The organism is Nocardia sp. CA-136227 (assembly GCF_050955695.1).
Lineage (GTDB): Bacteria > Actinomycetota > Actinomycetes > Mycobacteriales > Mycobacteriaceae > Nocardia.
The window spans coordinates 5,979,324-5,999,019 of the sequence record NZ_CP192081.1; the positions used below are offsets into that span (position 1 = coordinate 5,979,324).

The 19,696-nt window shown below is 66.7% G+C and carries 22 protein-coding genes, 1 tRNA gene, 1 other RNA gene and 1 pseudogene; 8 read left to right on the forward strand and 17 right to left on the reverse strand.

Annotated elements, in window-relative coordinates:
* Nucleotides 1–110 precede the first annotated feature (110 nt).
* Entirely contained in the window at nt 111–659 is a 549-nt protein-coding gene (locus ACQP06_RS27680; RefSeq protein ID WP_433667436.1) for an AAA family ATPase, read from the forward strand.
* Nucleotides 660–723: 64 nt separating this feature from the next.
* Complete coding sequence (locus ACQP06_RS27685) at nt 724–1,143, forward strand: nuclear transport factor 2 family protein (RefSeq protein ID WP_433667438.1); 420 nt, start codon at nt 724–726, stop codon at nt 1,141–1,143.
* A 47-nt stretch (nt 1,144–1,190) separates the two neighbouring features.
* On the opposite strand, the gene ssrA is transcribed toward ACQP06_RS27685, so the two are convergent.
* Both ssrA and smpB read right to left on the reverse strand, forming a co-directional pair.
* Nucleotides 1,191–1,563, reverse strand: a transfer-messenger RNA (tmRNA) gene (ssrA, locus tag ACQP06_RS27690).
* Nucleotides 1,564–1,666: 103 nt separating this feature from the next.
* Complete coding sequence (gene smpB / locus ACQP06_RS27695; RefSeq protein ID WP_040860814.1) at nt 1,667–2,143, reverse strand: SsrA-binding protein SmpB; 477 nt, start codon at nt 2,141–2,143, stop codon at nt 1,667–1,669.
* Nucleotides 2,144–2,313: 170 nt separating this feature from the next.
* Between smpB and ACQP06_RS27700 the strand changes: the two genes are divergently transcribed.
* Complete coding sequence (locus tag ACQP06_RS27700) at nt 2,314–2,598, forward strand: putative quinol monooxygenase (protein ID WP_357086616.1); 285 nt, start codon at nt 2,314–2,316, stop codon at nt 2,596–2,598.
* 9 nt (nt 2,599–2,607) lie between these two features.
* On the opposite strand, the gene ACQP06_RS27705 is transcribed toward ACQP06_RS27700, so the two are convergent.
* The 11 genes and pseudogenes from ACQP06_RS27705 to ACQP06_RS27755 all read right to left on the reverse strand — a co-directional run bounded on the left by ACQP06_RS27705 (nt 2,608) and on the right by ACQP06_RS27755 (nt 11,943).
* The gene (locus ACQP06_RS27705) at nt 2,608–3,141 is read right to left on the reverse strand and encodes an SRPBCC family protein (protein WP_433667440.1); all 534 of its coding nucleotides are present in this window, start codon (nt 3,139–3,141) and stop codon (nt 2,608–2,610) included.
* Between the two features lie 49 nt (nt 3,142–3,190).
* Nucleotides 3,191–3,868 (reverse strand): slipin family protein, encoded by a 678-nt coding sequence (locus ACQP06_RS27710; protein ID WP_433667442.1) that lies wholly within the window; start codon nt 3,866–3,868, stop codon nt 3,191–3,193.
* 362 nt (nt 3,869–4,230) lie between these two features.
* Nucleotides 4,231–4,303 (reverse strand) — tRNA-Glu (locus ACQP06_RS27715).
* 115 nt (nt 4,304–4,418) lie between these two features.
* Nucleotides 4,419–4,739 (reverse strand): MazG nucleotide pyrophosphohydrolase domain-containing protein, encoded by a 321-nt coding sequence (locus ACQP06_RS27720; RefSeq protein ID WP_433667444.1) that lies wholly within the window; start codon nt 4,737–4,739, stop codon nt 4,419–4,421.
* Between the two features lie 442 nt (nt 4,740–5,181).
* Nucleotides 5,182–7,026: pseudogene (gene recQ / locus ACQP06_RS27725) on the reverse strand (DNA helicase RecQ); the annotation flags it as partial.
* 84 nt (nt 7,027–7,110) lie between these two features.
* Nucleotides 7,111–8,016 (reverse strand): permease-like cell division protein FtsX, encoded by a 906-nt coding sequence (gene ftsX, locus ACQP06_RS27730; RefSeq protein ID WP_433667446.1) that lies wholly within the window; start codon nt 8,014–8,016, stop codon nt 7,111–7,113.
* Complete coding sequence (gene ftsE, locus ACQP06_RS27735) at nt 8,016–8,705, reverse strand: cell division ATP-binding protein FtsE (RefSeq protein ID WP_433667447.1); 690 nt, start codon at nt 8,703–8,705, stop codon at nt 8,016–8,018. Before ftsE ends, ftsX begins: the two co-directional genes overlap by 1 nt.
* Before the next feature lie 57 nt (nt 8,706–8,762).
* Nucleotides 8,763–8,939, reverse strand: coding sequence for a hypothetical protein (locus ACQP06_RS27740; protein ID WP_433667449.1), 177 nt, complete (start codon nt 8,937–8,939; stop codon nt 8,763–8,765).
* On the reverse strand, nt 8,917–9,765 hold the full coding sequence (locus tag ACQP06_RS27745; protein ID WP_433667451.1) for a mechanosensitive ion channel family protein: 849 nt from the start codon (nt 9,763–9,765) through the stop codon (nt 8,917–8,919). Before ACQP06_RS27745 ends, ACQP06_RS27740 begins: the two co-directional genes overlap by 23 nt.
* Nucleotides 9,766–9,903: 138 nt before the next feature.
* Nucleotides 9,904–11,022 (reverse strand): peptide chain release factor 2, encoded by a 1,119-nt coding sequence (prfB, locus tag ACQP06_RS27750; protein WP_433667453.1) that lies wholly within the window; start codon nt 11,020–11,022, stop codon nt 9,904–9,906.
* Between the two features lie 63 nt (nt 11,023–11,085).
* Nucleotides 11,086–11,943, reverse strand: a complete 858-nt coding sequence (locus ACQP06_RS27755; RefSeq protein ID WP_433667455.1) for a helix-turn-helix transcriptional regulator — start codon at nt 11,941–11,943, stop codon at nt 11,086–11,088.
* A 145-nt stretch (nt 11,944–12,088) separates the two neighbouring features.
* Between ACQP06_RS27755 and ACQP06_RS27760 the strand changes: the two genes are divergently transcribed.
* Together ACQP06_RS27760 and hisN are read left to right on the forward strand one after the other, a co-directional pair.
* Entirely contained in the window at nt 12,089–12,685 is a 597-nt protein-coding gene (locus tag ACQP06_RS27760) for an NADPH-dependent FMN reductase (protein ID WP_433667457.1), read from the forward strand.
* A 116-nt stretch (nt 12,686–12,801) separates the two neighbouring features.
* Nucleotides 12,802–13,587, forward strand: coding sequence for a histidinol-phosphatase (hisN, locus tag ACQP06_RS27765; protein ID WP_357086635.1), 786 nt, complete (start codon nt 12,802–12,804; stop codon nt 13,585–13,587).
* A gap of 97 nt (nt 13,588–13,684) precedes the next feature.
* Here the strand turns inward: hisN and ACQP06_RS27770 are convergent, their stop codons facing one another.
* Entirely contained in the window at nt 13,685–13,939 is a 255-nt protein-coding gene (locus ACQP06_RS27770; RefSeq protein WP_433667459.1) for a hypothetical protein, read from the reverse strand.
* A 234-nt stretch (nt 13,940–14,173) separates the two neighbouring features.
* Here ACQP06_RS27770 and ACQP06_RS27775 point away from each other — a divergent pair, with 234 nt between their 5' ends.
* Nucleotides 14,174–15,562: an acyl-CoA dehydrogenase family protein gene (locus tag ACQP06_RS27775; protein WP_379094446.1), complete on the forward strand. Its 1,389-nt coding sequence runs from the start codon at nt 14,174–14,176 to the stop codon at nt 15,560–15,562.
* Nucleotides 15,563–15,589: 27 nt separating this feature from the next.
* Entirely contained in the window at nt 15,590–16,825 is a 1,236-nt protein-coding gene (locus ACQP06_RS27780) for an acyl-CoA dehydrogenase family protein (protein ID WP_357286757.1), read from the forward strand.
* 92 nt (nt 16,826–16,917) lie between these two features.
* Here the strand turns inward: ACQP06_RS27780 and ACQP06_RS27785 are convergent, their stop codons facing one another.
* Both ACQP06_RS27785 and ACQP06_RS27790 read right to left on the reverse strand, forming a co-directional pair.
* Nucleotides 16,918–18,162: a tyrosine-type recombinase/integrase gene (locus tag ACQP06_RS27785; protein ID WP_433667460.1), complete on the reverse strand. Its 1,245-nt coding sequence runs from the start codon at nt 18,160–18,162 to the stop codon at nt 16,918–16,920.
* A gap of 118 nt (nt 18,163–18,280) precedes the next feature.
* Entirely contained in the window at nt 18,281–18,454 is a 174-nt protein-coding gene (locus ACQP06_RS27790) for a hypothetical protein (RefSeq protein WP_433667462.1), read from the reverse strand.
* A gap of 3 nt (nt 18,455–18,457) precedes the next feature.
* Here ACQP06_RS27790 and ACQP06_RS27795 point away from each other — a divergent pair, with 3 nt between their 5' ends.
* Complete coding sequence (locus ACQP06_RS27795) at nt 18,458–18,652, forward strand: hypothetical protein (RefSeq protein ID WP_433667464.1); 195 nt, start codon at nt 18,458–18,460, stop codon at nt 18,650–18,652.
* Nucleotides 18,653–19,046: 394 nt separating this feature from the next.
* On the opposite strand, the gene ACQP06_RS27800 is transcribed toward ACQP06_RS27795, so the two are convergent.
* The gene (locus ACQP06_RS27800) at nt 19,047–19,586 is read right to left on the reverse strand and encodes a uracil-DNA glycosylase (RefSeq protein ID WP_433667466.1); all 540 of its coding nucleotides are present in this window, start codon (nt 19,584–19,586) and stop codon (nt 19,047–19,049) included.
* Nucleotides 19,587–19,696 lie beyond the last annotated feature (110 nt).

The following is a 19,696-nucleotide window of genomic DNA, read 5'->3' on the forward strand; positions in this document are numbered from 1 at the left end:
CGAATCTCTGGTGATCCCAACCGGTTCGGTCCCGGTCGTTCTGTTCGATGGACACACTTTCGCCGGGCAGACTGACAGCGCCCTGACAACAACCTGACACGTCTACTGACATGGAGCGCACCGCCGTGAACCGACTTCTGGTGCTGGTCAACGGACTTCCAGGCTCGGGGAAGACAACCTTGGGCGCCGAACTGGCGCTCAATCTGAATGCCTCGTTCCTATCCAAGGACATCGTCAAAGAAGGGCTGGCGGAAAGTACGGGCGGAGCTGTCGGCGGGGCGAAGCTTGGTGGGATCGCTATGGACACGGTGTGGGCGCTGGCGAGAGAGTCATCAACCGACGTGGTGATCGATTCGTGGTGGTTCAGGCCGCGCGATCTGGGCTTCGCGAGGTCGGGGATCGAAAGGTCCGGTGTACGCAGGGTGGTGGAGATCTGGTGCGATGTTCCTCCGGAGATCGCCAGAGCTCGGTACGCGTCGAGACAGCGTGCGGCTGTTCACCAGGACCTGCTGAGCTTGTCCGAGAACTGGGATGACTGGGCCACGAAGGCTGCCCCGCTGGGACTGACTCCCGTGATCGTCGTCGATACCACGCGCACAGTCGATTTCGCTGACCTTGCACAGCGAGTGCGCTGCACTCAGAGCCGGTCGTCGAAGTAGCTCCGTATCCCGATGATCAGGACGGAGCCGGGCGGGCGTGGTGGGTGCGGCTAGCGTCCGGCGGATGAGTGATGCGACAGAAGTCATCGGACTACTGCACCGATACGCGGACGCCCTGGACCGGCGGGACTGGGCAGCGCTGGATACCGTGTTCAGCCCGGATGTCTCGGCCGATTACGCGGGTAGTGAGATCGTCTCGGGCCGAGACAATCTGGCCGGGATGATTCGCGGGTATCTCGACGGCTGCGGGCCGACGCAGCACCTCATGGGCAACGAGTCGGCCGCCATCGACGGCGAAACAGGTACTGTGACAGCCAAAATGCGGGTTCACCACATCGGACAGGGGCGGCCGGATCTGCAATACGAGGTGTTCGGCTGGTATCACGCCACGGTGCGGCGCGGCCCGGAAGGCTGGCGCATCGTGTCCTGGCGTCAGGAGGTCACCCACGAGCTCGGCACGTATGAGGTGTTCGGCCGCGGCTAGGGAGGCATGAAAAAGGCTCCCGACCTGGGATCAGGTCGGGAGCCTCGAGGTGGAGCTGCCGGGAATCGAACCCGGGTCCTCCGCCGCATCTCCAGGGCTTCTCCGTGTGCAGTTCGCTATGCCTCTGCTCGGATCTCCCGGTCACGCGAACAAGCCGAGATGACGATCCCAGTCGCTGTTGGATGTCCCATCCGACGCCGCGACCGCGCCGGACGGTAGAGCCCTCTAGCTGATGCCAGGGACCGGGTCGAGGGCGAACCCGGGCTGACAGACACGCTTCGTTGCTTAGGCAGCGAGAGCGTAGTCGCGCTGATGAGAATCGGCGCTTATAGGGTTACAGCGACGCTTATACGGTGGTCTCCTGCCTGCACCGACACGCTTCCCCTGAATCAACGTACGCAGTCGAAACCGTTCAGCCCCGTCTGTGTTCACCGATTCAGATGAACTTCCCGGCTCTCACCGGGCTACCTATCCTAACACCGCACAAACCTTGGTTCATTCCATTAACGCGCGGGCCGATCGGTCAGCCGCGCATGCCCTTGATGCGGCGGCCGAGTTCGCGGGTGACTTCGCGTTCGGCGTCGCGTCGGGCCAGGTCCTGGCGCTTGTCGTAGTCCTGCTTACCCTTGGCGAGAGCCAGTTCGACCTTGACCTTGCCGTCGGAGAAGTACATGGACAGCGGGACCAGGGTGAGGCTGGACTCCTTGGTCTTGCCGAGCAGCTTGTCGATCTCGCGACGGTGCAGCAGCAACTTGCGGGTGCGACGCGGGGCGTGATTGGTCCAGGTGCCGTGACCGTATTCGGGCACGTGCAGGCCGCGCAGCCACACCTCGCCATCGTCGATGGAGGCGTAGGCATCGACCAGCGAGGCCTTACCCTCGCGCAGGCTCTTCACCTCGGTGCCGACCAGCGCCACGCCGGCCTCGAACGTCTCGAGGATCGCGTAGTTGTGCCTCGCCTTCTTGTTGCTGGCGATGACCTTGCGCCCCTTTTCCTTCATGTCTCCTCTATCGTCCCGTCGCCGGTCGGAATTCCCAACCAGCTTACGGATGGTCTCGCCGGGTTCCGGTGGCCGGGACGCGCCCAGTCCGGACCGGGCGGCCCGGTGTTACTCATGAAACCGGTGCTGGCGTGAGCCAGTTCACAGCGACTCTCCTCGAAAGGACCTCCGTGCATACGGCTTTCATCCGCATCAAGGTCGATCCCGCCGCCGCCGACCAGGTCGCGCAGGCCATGCTGACGCTCACCGCACCCACCCTGGCCGAGCCCGGCTGTCACACCTACGAGTTCTACCGCGACAACGACGACCCGTCGCTGTTCCTGTGCTTCGAGCACTGGGATTCCCGCCAGGCCCTCGACGATCACGGCTCGACCCCGCACGTGCAGGCCTTCCTCAGCGAGTTCGGCCCGCACATCCAGGTGTGGGAACAGAACCACACCACAGCCCTGGCCTGATCCCCCGCTCTACCCGGACCGGCCGTCGAGTGCGCGTTCGGCACGCAACTCGGAGGCCGCGTCCTGGTGGGACGGGGCGGCGCCGCCCGCTGCCGGGTTGGGCTGTCCCGTACCGGTATTGATCAGGTTACGGAGGCTGCCGCCGAGGTACCCGCCCCAGGCGTTCGAGCACACGTCGTAGCACTCGTACTGCGGCACCAGGCCGATGTGGGTGAAGTGAACCTCTGCCCCGCCGCCCTTCTCGGTGATCTCGAAGATGATCTCGGTGCCTTTCCATTCGGCCTGGTCTTCGATGAAATTGAAGTAGTTGTCCACGACGAGCCAGGCCACCCTGCGGCCCGGCACCAATTCCGTGACGCGGACCGTGCAGCGATGCACGTCCTGATAGCGGTGGACGAACTCGCCGCCGACCCGATCGGTGACGCCCTCGGCATCCTCGGACCACCAGCCTCGGACATTGACGATGCCCTCGAAGGCTTCCTGAGGAGACCGATCCACCGAGAACGTGGTGGTGAAGTTGCGCGCCGATTCTGCTTGCATCATGAAAGTGAGCTTAAGCGCATTCGATTTCATGATGCAAGCAAAATCACCGTCAGGCTTCCTCACGCACGTCGAGAACGACCTTCGCGCCCGGCGATGCCGCGACCTGCAGGGTGCGCAGGCGCAGCAGGACGGGGTTGTCGGCGAGCAGCTTGGCCGTGTTGGCCAGCGACCGCAGTGCGGCCGCCTCGGCGCGGGCTCGCTCCAGCTCGGCGCGGCCGCGCTCACGGGCCAGGACCGTCTCGAGGGCGGCCTTGCGGAGCTCGCCCGGGAGCATGAGGTCCTTGGCGCGCACGGCGTCGACCCGGATGCCGAGCCGCTCGACCGCGGCCGCGACCGTCGCCGTCCCGGAACCGAGCAGTGCGCGATCGGCGACCAGCTCGTCGAGGGTGTGCGCGGCCACCAGGTCGCGCGCGACCTCCTGGACCGCGCCGTACAGCACCACTTCGGCACTCTGCGCCGCGACCGTGAACGCCACCGGATCGGTGACCGCCCAGTCCGCGGCGAAGCTGACGCGCAGCGACAGGCCGTCCGAGGTCAGCAACTCCTGGCCGACGACCTGGAGCATGCGCGGGCGCATATCGACGGTGACGAGCTTGCAGCGCTTCTCGTCGTAGCGGTGGCGGCCCGGCTCCAGCGTCCGCTCCAGGACACCGTCGCGGTACAGCAGGGTGCGCTGCCAATCCATGACAGTCGCATACGTCTTCGTGAACATCGTCTTCGTGAACATCCCAATCTCCTTCCCTCGCTTGGCATCGGGCACGACCGGACACGCCCTGACCGATCACGGCACGCGGCGGGAGCCTCCCCCGTCCGGGGACGGAGAGCTCGCAGAGCCGCGATACCGCCCACGACCGGTCAGGGCGCATCACGTCAAGGAGTCGAACCTCGGCAGATGGAATCTGCGTCACCAGTGAGTAGCCACCCCCGATGCGGGGAACGCGGTCCGGAGATTCCGGTGCGCCCCTGAGTAGCGGCCGAGATAAAGGTAGCCAGCGCATCGCGATGCGCGCCAACGATTTTCCGGCGGCGGGAAGAACGGCCGTGAAATGCGAAAAGGCCCTTCAGTTTTCACTGAAGGGCCTTTCACAGTAGTCCCGACGGGATTTGAACCCGCGCTACCGCCTTGAGAGGGCGGCGTCCTAGGCCGCTAGACGACGGGACCAGGTCGCTCGCTGCGATCCGTGGACCGCGGCAGCTCCGAAAGCTTATCGTGCCGCCGCCCAGCAACCAAATCGCCTGTTGACAGGCCTGCGGAGCGCTACGGGGCCCGCCCGGGATCAGCTCTCCGGGACCTCGTCACGCCAACCGCGATCGAAGATCACCGCGAGCTTGTCCGCGATCGCGGCGTCGAGATCGATGCCCAGCTCCTCGGCGGTCAGCCACGCGCAGATGACCACGTCCGCCAGCTCGGCCCGCATCTCCTCGAATGTGCCTGTGCGGCGGGCCTGTCCGGACCAGCGGCGGTACGCGCCGACGAACTCGCCTGTCTCCTCGGCCAGGGCGAGCACTTGCCGGTTCTGCGAGCCCTCGGCCGGGAAGCCGGCCGCCCGCAGGTGCGCGAGGATCTCTGCCGCGACCTGCGGCATGTCGTGTCTCATCGGAACGCCCGCCCGATCAGTAGTCCGGCGGCAGGTCGTCGAAGTCCGGCGGGGCCTCATCGGGCCAGGGGATGTCGTCGACCGGAGCGAAGGCGGACGGCGCGGGATTCGAGCCCCTACCCGCGCCGGACGGCGCACCGGAGCCGGACGTACGCCGCGATTCAGGCGTGGTCGAGCGCTGCGCGGGGCCGCGGGTGGCCGCCCCGGCCTGGCGCGTGCCACTGCTGCCCCGTGAACCGGTGTCCGGCGTGGATCCCGTGGCGAACCTCGAACCGCTTGCCGCCGCCTTGGAAGCCGTTGCAGAACTTGCCGTTCCCGTCACGCCCGAGGAACGACCATCCGCGACAGCACCCGTCGCGCCGCCCCCGGCCGAGGCATCGGCGGCGATCCTCGGCGAATCACCTTGTGCGGCACCGGCAGAGCCGCTCGCGCCACCATCGCCTGCCACCACCTCGAGCACGCCCTCGCCGTACTTGGCGCGCTTGTTCTCACCGATGCCGGAGATGCTCGCGAGATCGGACATCGTCGCGGGCTTGCGGGTGGCGATGTCGCGCAATGTCGCGTCGTGGAAGACGACGTAGGCGGGCACGCCCTGTTCCTTGGCGGTGGCCGCACGCCACGCCCGCAGCTTCTCGAACAGGTCCGTATCGGACTTGCTGAGGTCGCCGGCGGCGAGGCGGGAACCCTTGGCGGGCTTCGAAGTTCGGGCCGCCTTGCTGCGTTCGGGCTCGCGCCGCAGCATGACCTGCCGCTTCTCGAACAACACCTGGTTGCTGGATTCGGTGAGCGTCAGGACCCCGTAGTCGCCGTGTACGGCGAGCAGCCCCTGCGCCAGCAGCTGGCGGATCACTCCGCGCCATTCGATATCGCGCAGCTCGGTGCCGATGCCGAAGACCTTCAGCTCGTGATGGGCGTGCTGCTCCACCTTGGGATTGCGCTTGCCGATCAGGATGTCCACGATGTGCCCCGCGCCGAAGCTCTGCCCGCGTTCCCGCTTGAGCCGCAGCACGGCGGAGAGCACCTTCTGCGCGGACACGGTGCCGTCCCACGCCTCGGGCGCGTTGAGGCAGGTGTCGCAGTTGCCGCAGCGCTCCCCCTGCTGCCCGAAGTAGGCGAGCAGCTGGACCCGGCGGCACTGGACGGTCTCGCACAGCGCGAGCATGGCCTCCAGGTGCAGTTGCAGTTGACGGCGGTGCATGGCGTCGCCGTCGGAGGAGTCGATCATCTTGCGTTGCTGCACAACGTCACTGAGGCCGTACACCATCCACGCGGTGGACGGCTGCCCGTCACGCCCGGCGCGGCCGGTCTCCTGGTAGTAGCCCTCCACCGATTTGGGCAGGTCCAGGTGGGCGACGAACCGCACGTCCGGCTTGTCGATACCCATGCCGAAGGCGATGGTGGCGACCACGACCAGGCCGTCCTCGCGCAGGAACCGCGACTGGTTGGTCGCGCGGGTCCGGTTGTCCAGACCGGCGTGGTACGGCACCGCTTCGACACCGTTGGCGGTCAGGAACGCCGCGGTCTTCTCCACCGAATTGCGCGACAGGCAGTAGACGATGCCCGCGTCGCCGGCGTGCTCGTTCTGGATGAACGAGAGCAGCTGATGCTCGGCCCGGTTCTTGCCCTCGATCCGGTACTGGATATTGGGCCGGTCGAAGCTGGCCACGAAGTGTTTGGCCCCGCGCCCCTCGAGCAGGTCCAGCCGTTCGGCGATCTCCTTGCGGGTGGCCTCGGTGGCGGTGGCGGTGAGCGCGATGCGCGGCACGTCCGGCCAGCGTTCGTGCAGCATGGACAGGCCCAGATAGTCGGGCCGGAAGTCGTGGCCCCACTGCGACACACAGTGCGCCTCGTCGATGGCGAAGACCGAGATCTTGCCCCGGTCCAGCAGCTGGGCGGTGGATTCCAGCCGCAGCCGCTCGGGTGCGAGGTAGAGCACGTCCAGCTCCCCCGCCACGAATTGCGCCTCGACCGTGCGCCGTTCGTCGGGGAACTGCGTGGAGTTCAGGAACCCGGCCCGCACGCCCACCGCGGTGAGCGCGTCGACCTGGTCCTGCATGAGCGCGATGAGCGGCGAGACCACCACGCCGACGCCCGGGCGCACCAGCGCCGGGATCTGATAGCACAGCGACTTGCCGCCACCGGTGGGCATGAGCACCAGGGCGTCGCCGCCGGAGATCACCTGTTCGACGATCTCCCGCTGCGGCCCGCGAAAATTGTCGTACCCGAACGTCTTCCGCAAAACCTGGTGTGCCGGATCACTTCCGGCATCACCCAGGTTCCCGTCAATGGTCTCGACCTCCGGCGCACTCACGACGGCAATCCTACGGACACCATCCGACGACCAGTGCCCGCTCGAGAACTTCGCACCCCGTCACTCGCGCACGTAGTACCGCAAGGCGACATACGCGGTGAGAGCGGCGAATCCGATACCGATCGGTGTGACGACCATGGCCACGGCCGCGATGTCGTCGCCGGTGATCCGCGGCAGCACCTGATCGTTGAACAGCGACCCCAGCGCCCGGTTGATCACCAGCGGCTGCGCCACGAACAGACCGCCCACGGCCAGCACCGATCCCACCAGCGCCGCCAGCACGGCTTCCAGCAGGAACGGCAGCTGCGTGTACCAGCGCGTGGCGCCGACCAGTCGCATGATGCCCACCTCGGTCCGCCGGGCCAGCGCCGCGACCTGCACCATATTGGCGATCAGCATCAAAGCGGCCAGGGCCTGCAGCGCCGCCAACCCGAAGGCGGCATTGCGCAATCCGACGAAGAAGCTGACCAGCCGGTCCACGATGTCCATGTCATTGAGCACGGTCATGACGCCGGGCCGCTTGGAGAAGTCGTCGTAGATGGACCGGTACTTGGTGACGTCGTCGAGCTTCACCCGGAACGAGGCGGGCAGTCCGTCCTTGCTCACCTCGTCGGCGAGTCCCGGCTGATCCTTGAAGGTGGTCTCCTTGACCTCCTTCACCGCGTCCGCGCTATTGATGAACTGCACGTTCGCCACATAGTCGTGCTTCTTCAGATCCGCCATGAGCGAGGCGCACGGCTGCCCGGTGCAATCCGGGTCCGTCTTCGACACCTGGTCGTCGAGGTACAGCCGGATCTCCACGCGCTGGACGTAGTAGTCCTGGATCTTGTCCGCCATCCGGACCGCGAGCAGGCCGCCGCCGAGCATGGTCAGCGACACCGCGGTGGTGAGGATCATGGCGATGGTCATGGTGACGTTGCGGCGCAGGCCGGTGAAGACCTCGCTGAACAGGAATCCCGCGCGCATTATCGGCCCACCCCGTAGACGCCCATCTCGTCGTCGCGCACGATGCGTCCGCGATCGAGTTCGACCACGCGCCGGCGCATGGCGTCGACGATGGTGTTGTCGTGGGTGGCCATGACCACCGTGGTTCCGGTGCGGTTGATGCGTTCGAGCAGCATCATGATGTCCTGACTGGTCTCCGGGTCGAGGTTGCCGGTCGGTTCGTCCGCCAGCAGCACCAGCGGCCGGTTCACGAAGGCGCGGGCGAGCGCGACGCGCTGCTGCTCACCACCGGAGAGTTCACCGGGCAGGCGGTCGGCCTTGCCCGCGAGTCCCACCATGTCGAGCGCCTCGGGCACCGACCGATTGATGAATGCTCGCGATTTGCCGATCACCTCCAGCGCGAAGGCGACATTCTGTTCCACCGTCTTCTGCTGCAGCAGCCGGAAGTCCTGGAAGACGCACCCGATGCGCTGGCGCAGCTTGGGAACCTTGCGCCCCGGCAGCCGGTCGACCCGGAAGTCGGCGACCCACACCTCACCGGTGGTCGGTTTCTCATCCTTCAACAGCAGCCGCATGAACGTGGACTTTCCGGAGCCCGAGGGCCCGATAACGAAGACGAACTCGCCCTTTTCGATATCGACGGAGACATTGTCCAGCGCCGGCCGCGTCGAGGTCTGATACGACTTGGTGACGTTGCGCAGGGTTATCACGGGGAGCCAGTGTAGCCAGCACGACCGCGCGGCCGACTACACCGCGCGGACGCGGGGTCAGCGCTGGGTGTGCTCCGATGTGTTTGGCAGATAGTTGCTGAGCACGGTGTTCACCATCGGCGGGGCGTTCTTGGGCTCGTGTCCGGCGGGCTTGACGAGTACGTAGAGCGCGAAGGTGGCGACCCACACGGCCATCAGGATCGCGGTGGACTTACGGATTCGCTTGATCGGCACCGACACCCATACCCTCCCGGCGCAGTGCCGCGGCCACCCGCACACGGAGCTCACGCCCGACTTCGAACTGTTTGCCCGGGAGCGTCCGGGCCACCATCTTGATGTTCATCTGATTGACGGTGAGATCTTCGACACCCATCACGCTGGGCTGGTCCAGCAGCAGGGCCTTGAGCTTGCGATCGGAGAACGCCTTGGCCCCGACATCGCGCAGGACTTCGTTGACCTTGTTGATGTCGGATGTGGCGGGCACCGGCACATCGATGGCGGCGCGCGCCCAATCCTTGGACAGGTTGGTCACTTTCACGATCTGACCGTTGGGAACGATGACCACTTCGCCGTCCGCGCTGCGCAAGGTGGTGATGCGCAGCGTGACGTCCTCCACCGTACCCTCGGCCTCCGCGGAGTTCCCGCTGACCGCGATCCGCACGACATCGCCGAAGCCGTACTGCCTTTCGGTGATGAGGAAGAATCCCGCGAGCAGATCCTGCACGATGCGCTGCGCGCCGAAACCCAGCGCGGCACCCAGCACGGCGGCCGGGGCGACCAGTCCGCCCAGCTCGAAGCCCAAGCGCCGCAACACTTCCAGCGAGACCAGGAAGTAGACGATGGACAGCACCACCCAGGTGATCACCTGGGCCAGCGCGTGCCGATGCTTGGACGCCTCCGATCGCACCAGCGAGTCACTGCTGCGGAATCCGGCGTCGATGCGCCGGGTGATCCGGTCCCGCACGTAGTTCGCGCCGCGGCTGAAGAGCATGGTGCCCACGATGAGCAGCACGATCTCCAAACCGCTGGACCGCAGCCAATTCCCGAATTCTGTGTCCAATTTGCCTCCGCTCCGCTCCGGCGGTTCGCGGCCCTCGTAACCCCGGTCTTCCCTCCTCCGCTCCTCCGCTTCGCTCCCCCGCTCCGTCAGTCCAGACCGGGGCGGGCCGCGAACACCGAAGGAAGCAGCAGGATCGGCCTAATTCGCCGACTGCTCTCGCATGCGCCAACGAATTCCGGCTTCGATGAAAGCATCGATGTCGCCGTCGAGCACGGCGGAGGGGTTGTTGACCTCGTAGTTGGTGCGCAGATCCTTGACCATCTGGTACGGGTGCAGCACGTAGGAGCGCATCTGGTTGCCCCAGGACGCGCCCTCGTTGGTCTTGAGCGCGTCCATCTGGGCGCGCTCTTCCTGCCGCTTGCGCTCGAGCAGCTTGGCCTGCAGCACGCGCATGGCCGAGATCTTGTTCTGCAGCTGCGACTTCTCGTTCTGGCAGGTGACCACGATGCCGGTCGGGATGTGGGTCAGGCGGACCGCGGAGTCGGTGGTGTTGACCGACTGGCCGCCCGGGCCCGAGGAGCGGTACACGTCGACGCGGATCTCGCCCTCGGGGATCTCGATGTGGTCGGTGGTCTCGACGACGGGCAGCACCTCGACCTCGGCGAAGGAGGTCTGGCGGCGGCCCTGGTTGTCGAACGGGCTGATACGGACCAGTCGGTGCGTACCCATTTCGACCGACAGCGTGCCGTACGCGTAGGGCACCTTCACCGCGAAGGTCGCCGACTTGATGCCCGCTTCTTCCGCGTAAGAGGTGTCGTAGATCTCGACCGGGTACTTGTGCCCCTCGGCCCAGCGCACGTACATGCGCATCAGCATCTGCGCCCAGTCCGCGGCGTCCACGCCACCCGCGCCGGAACGGATATTGACCAGCGCCTCACGCTTGTCGTACTCGCCCGAGAGCAGGGTCCGGACTTCCATCGCCTCGATATCGGCGTGCAGGGAGGACCGCTCGGCATCGGCGTCGGCGAGCGCCGCGACCTGGTCCGCGCCCTCCTCGGCCTCGGCCAGCTCGTAGAGCACCGGCAGGTCCTCGAGCCGCTGCCGCAGATCCTTGACCCGCCGCATCTCGGCCTGCGCGTGCGACAACTCGCTGGTCACGCTCTGCGCGTGCTCCTGGTTGTTCCACAGCTCCGGGTCGGCCGCCTGGTGTTCCAGCTCGTCGATGCGGCGAGCCAGCTCGTCGATATCGAGCACCGACTCGATGGTCTTCAGAGTCGTGTCGAGTTCGGCCAGATCAGCGGAGACGTCAGGATGCACGGTGTTCCAATCTACCGGGGCGGTCCATTACTCCGAAACTTCGGCGGCTCGTGGCCGCGCTGCTCACCCCGCGACGGCGCGCAGGCCGCCGGGGCGACGGCCGACGAGGCGGTCCACGGCGGTCGCGGTGGCGTCGTCGGCGGGGAGGTAGACGATGAGGGTCTGGTCGTCGTCCGCGGAGAAGTGCAGGGTTTCGTAGGCCAGGCGCAGTGACCCGGCCTCGGGGTGTTCGAGGCGGCCGACGCCATTGGTGTCGGGCAGGCCGGGGATGGTGTCGAGCCGGTCGGTGAATTCGGGGCCGAGGGTTTCGGCGAGTTCGTCGAACAGGGCGTTCACGTGCGGGTCGGCGCGGCCGGGTCCCTGTTTGAGGGTGGCGACCACCTTGTCCGCCTTGTGTTCCCAGTCGGGGTAGAACTCCCGGGCGCGCGGATCGGACAGCACGTAGCGGGCATAGTTGCCGGGCAGTCCGTCGTCGAGCATGCCGATCGGCCCGAACAGGGCGCGGTAGCCGTCGGTCACGGCGAGGATCTCGGTGAGGCGGTTCATCACCGCCGCGGGCGCGGGCTCGAGCTGATCCAGCATGGCCTGCACGGCCGGGCGGATGCGGCGGTTGGGCCCGGATGCGCCGCGGCAGTTGAAGTTCGGATCCCCCGCCTTCGCGAAACCGAGCAGGTGCACGCGCTGCGCGGGGGTCAGTCGGAGCGCGTCGGACAGCGCGATCAGCACCGGCGAGGACGGATGCCGGTCGCGGCCCTGCTCGAGCCGGGTCAGGTATTCCACGGAAACACCCGCGAGCGTGGCCAATTCGGCCCGGCGCAGTCCGGGCGTGCGCCGCCGCGGACCGGTCGGCAGGCCCACCTCAGCGGGTGTGACGGCCTCGCGGCGCAGGCGCAGGAACAGTCCCAGCTCGTTCTCACTCACGTTTTCGACGGTAACAACCAAGGCGGCCGCTGAGGGTGTCCCTGCCACTACCACCCTCAGCGTGGTCTCCCTACCGGTCTTGCGAACTCGCAGAGTTGATCCCGAGCGGCCGACCGGCCGCACCGGATCCCCCAAGGAGACCCTCATGACCAGCACGTCCCTGCGCCTCGCGGTGATCATCGGCAGCGTCCGGGAGGGACGCTTCGGACCGGTGGTGGCCGACTGGTTCGCCGCGCGGACCCGCGTCCACGGCGCGTTCGAGGTGGATGTGATCGATCTGGCCGACTACAACCTGCCGCACGAACTGCCCGCGATCCCGATGGCGATGGAGCCGAATCCGGCCCGCCCCGGCAATGGCGACGAGCTGGCGGCGCGGCTGGCAGCGGCGGACGCGTTCGTGGTCGTCACGCCCGACATCAACCGCAGCTTCCCGTCGTCGCTCAAGACGGCTATCGACTGGCATGTCACCGAATGGGATCGCAAGACGGTCGGATTCGTCGGCTACAGCGGCGGGTCCGGCGGGCTGCTGGCGATCGAGGGGCTGCGCGCGGTGTTCAACGAGTTGAACGCCCACACGGTGCGGAACTACCTCTCGTTCTCCCGCTACTACCTGCTGTTCGACCAGTCGGGCACATTGATCGAACCCGCCGAGTACGAGGAGGCCGCCGACCGGCTGCTGACCCAGCTGCACTGGTGGGCAACCGCGCTCAGCACCGCCCGGCAGGACGCTGTCAGCGCCTGACCGACCGGGTGGCACACCGACCGGCGAATTCGCGGCCGCTCCCGGCACCGGTGTGCCACCGGTCGTTGGGGATGTGGGACACCCGGTGTTAACGGGGGAGGACTAACGTGCTCGGGGTGACCGGATACTCCGCTGACCTGGAACTTGCGCTGAGGCTGGCCGACGCGGCCGATGTGATCACCCGTGAGCGGTTCGGGGCGCTCGACTTGAAGATCGATTCGAAACCGGATCTGACGCCGGTGTCGGACGCGGATCTGGCGGTCGAGCGGATGGTGCGGGAGGTCCTCGCGGCCGAGCGTCCCGACGATCTGGTGCTCGGCGAGGAATTCGGCGGGGACGCCGAGTTCACCGGGCGGCAGTGGGTGATCGATCCGATCGACGGGACCAAGAACTTCGTGCGCGGCGTGCCGGTGTGGGCCTCGCTCATCTCACTGCTCGAGGACGGCGTGCCGGTGGTGGGCGTGGTGAGCGCGCCCGGCCTGTCGCGGCGCTGGTGGGCGGCGTCGGGCCACGGCGCGTGGAGCACCTTCGAAAAGGGTGAGCCCAAGGCGATTTCGGTGTCCGCGATCGCGGAGCTGGGGGCGTCCAGTCTGGCGATCTCGAGCCTGTCCGGCTGGCGGGCCATCGGCCGCCGCGCCAAGCTCATCGCGCTCACCGACGAGGTGTGGCGGGTGCGCGGATACGGCGACTTCTACGGCTACGCGCTGCTGGCCGAGGGTGCGGTGGACATCGTCACCGAGCCGGAGCTGTCGCTGTGGGACATGGCCGCGCTCGACATTCTGATTCGCGAGGCGGGCGGCACCTTCACGTCGCTCGACGGCAATCCGGGGCCGCACGGCGGTAGCGCGGTGGCGACCAATTCGCATCTGCAGGACCAGGTTCTGGCGGCACTGCAGGCCTGATTCGAAGTTCTTCGAGGGGTACCCGGCGCGGGCTGCGGTCCCGCTACCGGGCGCGTCACTGCGCCTGCTCATGCCGGCGTGGCGACGCCTGGGGGTATCAGCCCAGCGGAACGCAGACCGAACCGAGGTCGAGGAACGGGCCGCCGGGGATGGACGAGCCGACGCCGACCGAGCCGAGGCCGATCTCGGTGCCGACGCCGGTGCTGCACCCGCTGGTGCCCGAGCCGGTGCCGATGCCAGAGCCGGTGATGCCGATGTCGATGTTCTGCAGCGGCACTTCGGCATTCGCGGCGGGGGCGGTGAGGAAGAGACCGGCGGCGACGAAGCCGACCGTTCCGAGCGCGATCTTCATTATGTACGAGCCTCCATCAGGATCGGGTTATGCGCCGACACCTTAGCCCAGCTCGCCGTCGTTTGAAGTGTGTTTGTTTCACTAGATTCGGGTTACGTCATCGGCACGTTCGAGCCACCGCTCTGACCTCGCGATTCGACAACACTCGACGACAGTTCTTACTCTGAAGTAAGATAGTCTTACTCAGGAGTAAGATTGCTGGGCGGGATCACCCACCTCCTCGATAGAAACTTGGTGATTATGAGCACTCGAGACACCGCAACGAAGCGGGATACCTCCGCCGTTGGCCTCAACCCGGTCAAACGCGACTGGATGGGCGCGGCGATGCGGGTCATGACGACCATCACGGGGTCCGACCTGGCCGAGAAGTACAACCTGCGCAAGCCGATCGAGCGTCTCACCTATGAGGGCACCAAGACCGGATTCCGCACCCTCGGTGCCGCGACCCGCGCGTTCGAGAAGGTCGCCGGCGGTGGCGCTCCGAAGCGTCTGCCCGCCAACGAGTCTCGTAAGAAGGACTACTTCGACCTGACCCCGACCGACGAGCAGCAGATGATCGTCGAGACGGTGCGCGACTTCGCCGGCGAGATCCTGCGCCCGGCCGCGTACGAGGCTGACAACTCGGCCAAGGCGCCGCGCGACCTGCTGGAGCGGGCCGCCGAGCTGGGCGTCACGCTGATCAACGTGCCCGAGGAGCTCGAGGGCGCGGCCTCCGAGCGCGGCGCGGTCACCAACTCGCTGGTCGCCGAGGCGCTGGCGTACGGCGACATGGGCCTGGCGCTGCCGATCCTGGCGCCGAGCGGTGTCGCGGTCGCGCTGTCGCAGTGGGGCACCGACGCGCAGCAGAAGAGCTACCTGGGCGCCTACGCGGGCGAGAACGTGCCGCAGTCCTCGGTGGTCATCGCCGAGCCGCAGGCGCTGTTCGACCCGTTCGCGCTGAAGACCAAGGCCACCCGCTCCCCCAGCGGCTTCCGCCTCAACGGTGTGAAGACCCTGGTCCCGGCCGCCGGTGACGCCGAGCTGTTCATCGTCGCCGCCGAGCTGGACGGCCGCCCGACCTTCTTCATCGTCGAGTCCGACACCGAGGGCCTGGTCATCGAGGCGGACCCGAGCATGGGTATGCGGGCCGCGGGCCTGGGTCGCCTGATCCTGAACAATGTCGCGGTTCCGGCCACCGCCCTGCTGGGCGACTCCGAGGGCGCGGTGCGCGCCGAGGAGTACGCCGACGCGGTGCGGCTGGCCCGTCTGGGCTGGGCCTCGCTGGCCATCGGCACCGGTCAGGCCGTGCTGGACTACGTGATTCCGTACGTGAAGGAGCGGGAGGCGTTCGGTGAGCCGATCGCGCACCGGCAGGCGGTCGCGTTCATGGTCGCGAACATGGCGATCGAGCTGGACGGTCTTCGTCTCGTGACGCTGCGGGGTGCGTCTCGCGCCGAGCAGGGTCTGTCCTTCGCCCGCGAGGCCGCGCTGGCCAAGAAGCTGGCCACCGACAAGGGCATGCAGATCGGCCTCGACGGCGTGCAGCTGCTCGGCGGCCACGGCTTCACCAAGGAACACCCGGTCGAGCGCTGGTACCGCGATCTGCGCGGTGTGGGCGTCGCCGAGGGCGTCGTCCTCCTCTGACCCGACTTCTCAACGGAGAGACCACTCATGATCAATCTCGAACTCCCCAAGAAGCTGCGGGCCAGCGCCAACCAGGCCCACCAGGTCGCGCAGGAGATCTTCCGTCCCGCGTCGCGCAAGTACGACCTGGCCGAGCACGAATACCCGGTCGAGCTGGACACCATGGCCGCCATGGTCGAGGGCCTGTCCGACTCGGGTTCCGCCGACGTCTCCGGCGCCACCGGCGGCCGTAAGGCCGGCGAGTCCACCGAGGGCGACAAGCACGCCACCGAGCTGCTCGGAAACACCAACGGCGGCAATATGTCCGCGCTGATGAATGCCCTCGAGACCTCCTGGGGCGACGTCGGCCTGATGCTGTCGATCCCCTACCAGGGTCTCGGCAACGCCGCCATCGCCGCGGTCGCCACCGACGAGCAGCTGTCGCGTTTCGGCAAGGTGTGGGCCGCCATGGCCATCACCGAGCCGTCCTTCGGCTCCGACTCCGCGGCGGTCACCGCCACCGCCACCCTCGACGGTGACGAGTGGGTCCTCAACGGCACCAAGATCTTCGTGACCGCCGGCTCGCGCGCCACCCACATCGTGGTGTGGGCGTCGGTGGACCGGTCCCTGGGCCGCGCCGCCATCAAGTCCTTCGTGGTTCCCCGCGACGCCAAGGGCCTCACCGTGTCCCGCCTCGAGCACAAGCTCGGCATCAAGGCGTCCGACACCGCCGAGATCCGCTTCGAGGACTGCCGCATCCCGAAGGACAACATCCTCGGTTCCCCGGAAGTCAACGTGGAGAAGGGTTTCGCGGGCGTCATGCAGACGTTCGACAACACCCGCCCCCTCGTGGCCGCCATGGCGGTCGGCGTCGGCCGCGCCGCCCTCGAGGAACTCCGCACGGTGCTGACCGACGCGGGCGTCGAGATCTCCTACGACACCCCCGCCAACAACCAGCACGCCGCCGCCGCGGAATTCCTCCGCCTGGAAGCGGATTGGGAAGCGGCCTACCTCCTCTCCCTCCGCGCCGCGTGGATGGCCGACAACAAGAAGCCCAACTCCCTCGAGGCTTCGATGTCCAAGGCCAAGGCCGGCCGCATGGGCACCGACGTCACCCTCAAGGCCGTCGAGCTGGCCGGCGCCACGGGTTACTCCCAGCGCACCCTCCTGGAGAAGTGGGGCCGCGACTCGAAGATTCTCGACATCTTCGAAGGCACCCAGCAGATCCAGCAGCTCATCGTGGCCCGCCGCGTCCTCGGCCTGGGCAGCGACAAGCTGAAGTAAGTTCCGGCACAACGGAAAACCGGTGCGAGCAGTACTCCTGCCTCGCACCGGTTCTTCGTCTCCAGATAGCCCACCTCGATCATTTCCGTGCCTCAGGCCGCCGTCAGGCTGTCATCGAGCAGTTCCCACGCCGAGGCCGCCGCATCCACGGCGAGACGCGCCCGTTCATGGCTGTCGTCGAGCAGACGAACGTAGGTGCGGAGCGTGAAGCCCGGGTCCGCATGCCCGAGGTACTCCGCGAGCTCTTTGATCGATACCCCGCGGGCCAGCAAGGTCGAGGCGTACAGATGCCGAAGCGCGTGCATGCCGTCGATCCGCTTGCGGTACACCAGCCCCGCCCGACCGAAGGCCGGCAGCCACACGACCTTGCTGGACAGGTCCCCACTGAACGGGTTGCCCGCCGGATTGGTGATGAGGATTCGGACCGTCACGAGTTCACCGTCCGCACTCCCCCACGGCAAAGTAACCGCAGTGAGCGGAAACTCCTCGACGTAGCTGTCGATGTCGTTCAAGGTCGCCCGCGACAACGGCACGAATCGGGTCTTTCCACCCTTGGGCAACGCGAACATCAGCACGCCGTCGACCAACTTCACCTGGCGTTGAACGTGGACCACCATGCCGTCTCGGTCGATATCCTGCTCGGGCGAGAGGGCCAGGATCTCGCTCTGTTGACAGCCCAGGCCGGCTCCCATCGGCGCAGCGATCCGGTACCGCTTGTGCAATCCCCCACGGATCTGCCGTACCCGTTCGTCCTGCCAGATCACGACCTTCGGACTCTTCTTCACCGGGCGCCGGACCGACTTTGCCTTGCACGGGTTCTCGCGAATCAGCTTGTCGTCCACGGCCGAGTCGAAAATGCCCGACACGATATCGAACAGCATGGCCTTGTAGTTCTCGGAATACTTCCGCACATCGAGCCCGTCGACCCAGTCCCGAATCTTCGCCGGCCCGATCCAACCCATGGACTGGTGGCCGAAAGTGGGATAGATCCTCGATCCCAGCCGACTCCGGAGCGCCGATCGGGTGGCCGGGTCCGGTGACTGCGCCTTGACCCAGCTTTCCCCTTGTTGCCGAAAGGTCTTCCGCGCGGCGCGAGGATCGACGTACTTGCCCTCGCGCTTGTCGGACTCCACTTCGATCAGAAAGTCATCGGCACGCTTCTTCTGCCTGTCGGGGAACGACTTCGACCGCTCATCACCCTCGGGGTTGATACAGCGGACTCGATACCGAAGTCCCTTGCCGTACAGCTCGGTCGGCTCTATAACCGGCTTCCCGCGGCCGTTGAGAACGAGCTTGTCGTCACCATCCCGCTTCGGCCGGTACCAGCGATCTTCCACGTGGCCATGTCAGGCGGCCTCGAAATCCGTTGCAGCGAAAGACTTCACCTTCGTCGGGCGATAGCGCAGCCGTCGACCGATCACCGTCACCGGCGGCCCTTGACCGAGCCATTTCCATTCAGCGGCGGCTCGTGGCGGCGGCCATGCCACCACCGGCGACCACCAGCCCGCCGACGATCAGGATCAAGCCCAGCGGCCGCATCCAATTGACGTCCGACGCGGCGGACGCGGCGCGTTGGTCACGGCTCTGCGCGCCCGAACGCGACGACAGACACGTATCACCCGAGGACATCTGATGACCATCACAGCGCGGATGCTGCGCATTATGGGCCGCAGCGAAACTGAGCCCCAAGAACAGCGCGCCGACCAACACCACGACAATCCCGAGACTAGCGATCCTCCTGGCAGGACTCTGATCCTGTGCAGCCATACTCAAGCCCCCCAAAAAATCACCGACACACGTTGCGCCAGTTCACAAATCGAAAGTTAGTGTAGCTGACAGAAGCGTCGGCGCAAGGCGGAGAAATCGCTCATAAATGTGCAACAGGCGAACCCACGCTTCTCGCCGTCCTGTGCGCTTCGCAACCTGGATCTGGGCAGCTTCCCATTCGACTTCTGCGGTATCGTCGGTGGCCCTACAACTGGCAGCTCGGCGGTCCCTCTGCGGTGGCAATCGACATTCCGACCACCGGAGTCCGCAGGCTCGAATGCACGAGCGATCCGGGAACCCGAAGCTAGCGACAGTCCCCAGCTCCATCCGCACGCCAGCGTTTTGCATCGCATTCCAGTTCCGAACTCCGCCAATACAGGATCAAGGGGCGGCGGTACAGCCGCGCCCGGCGACTCCGAGAACGGAATGAACCCCGTCACGGTCAACGTCAGCGTCATCCGAGCCTTCCAGCGAGGTCGAGGATCGCGTCCTCGAAGATCGGCTGCCTGCCGCCACCCAGCCCGCGCCGGCTGGGATGCGGCACCCTCCGATCCGCGAAGTCGTACAGACCGGTGATCCCGGCGCGTTTCCACCCGTCGCGGGCGTTCCCGCCCAGCGGCAACACTGTCCGCACATACGGCAGCAGCGCGACGAGCCGCCGCGTCCACTGCGCACCGATCTGCCGTTCCTCGGTTGTCGACTGCCCGTCGGGGTCACTCGTGGGGAACGGGCACACATTCCAGTGCACTACATCCTTCCAGTCCACTCCACGGAGGGCATACTCCTTGCGCAGACAGGCTGCGGTGGGGTCGTCGTTATCGAGACTCAGCAGTCCGGACCCGGAGTCCATCTTCGCTTTCGGGCCGGGGGTGTCGAGCAGGATCAGAGCGCGGGCGTGGATACCACCCTGGTCGGGGTCGAGGTAGGGGACAGCGCCGCGGGGAAGGTCGTAGCGGTCGGCGATCTCGTCGGCGAGGGCGTTGATCGGCGCCACATGCAGTTCCCGGATACGAGACCGGCGTTCTTGCACAACGGCGCGGGAGCTGTTATGGCCGAGACTCATCAGCGCATCACGTTCCTCTGGTTGTGGTGGGTTGCAACTTG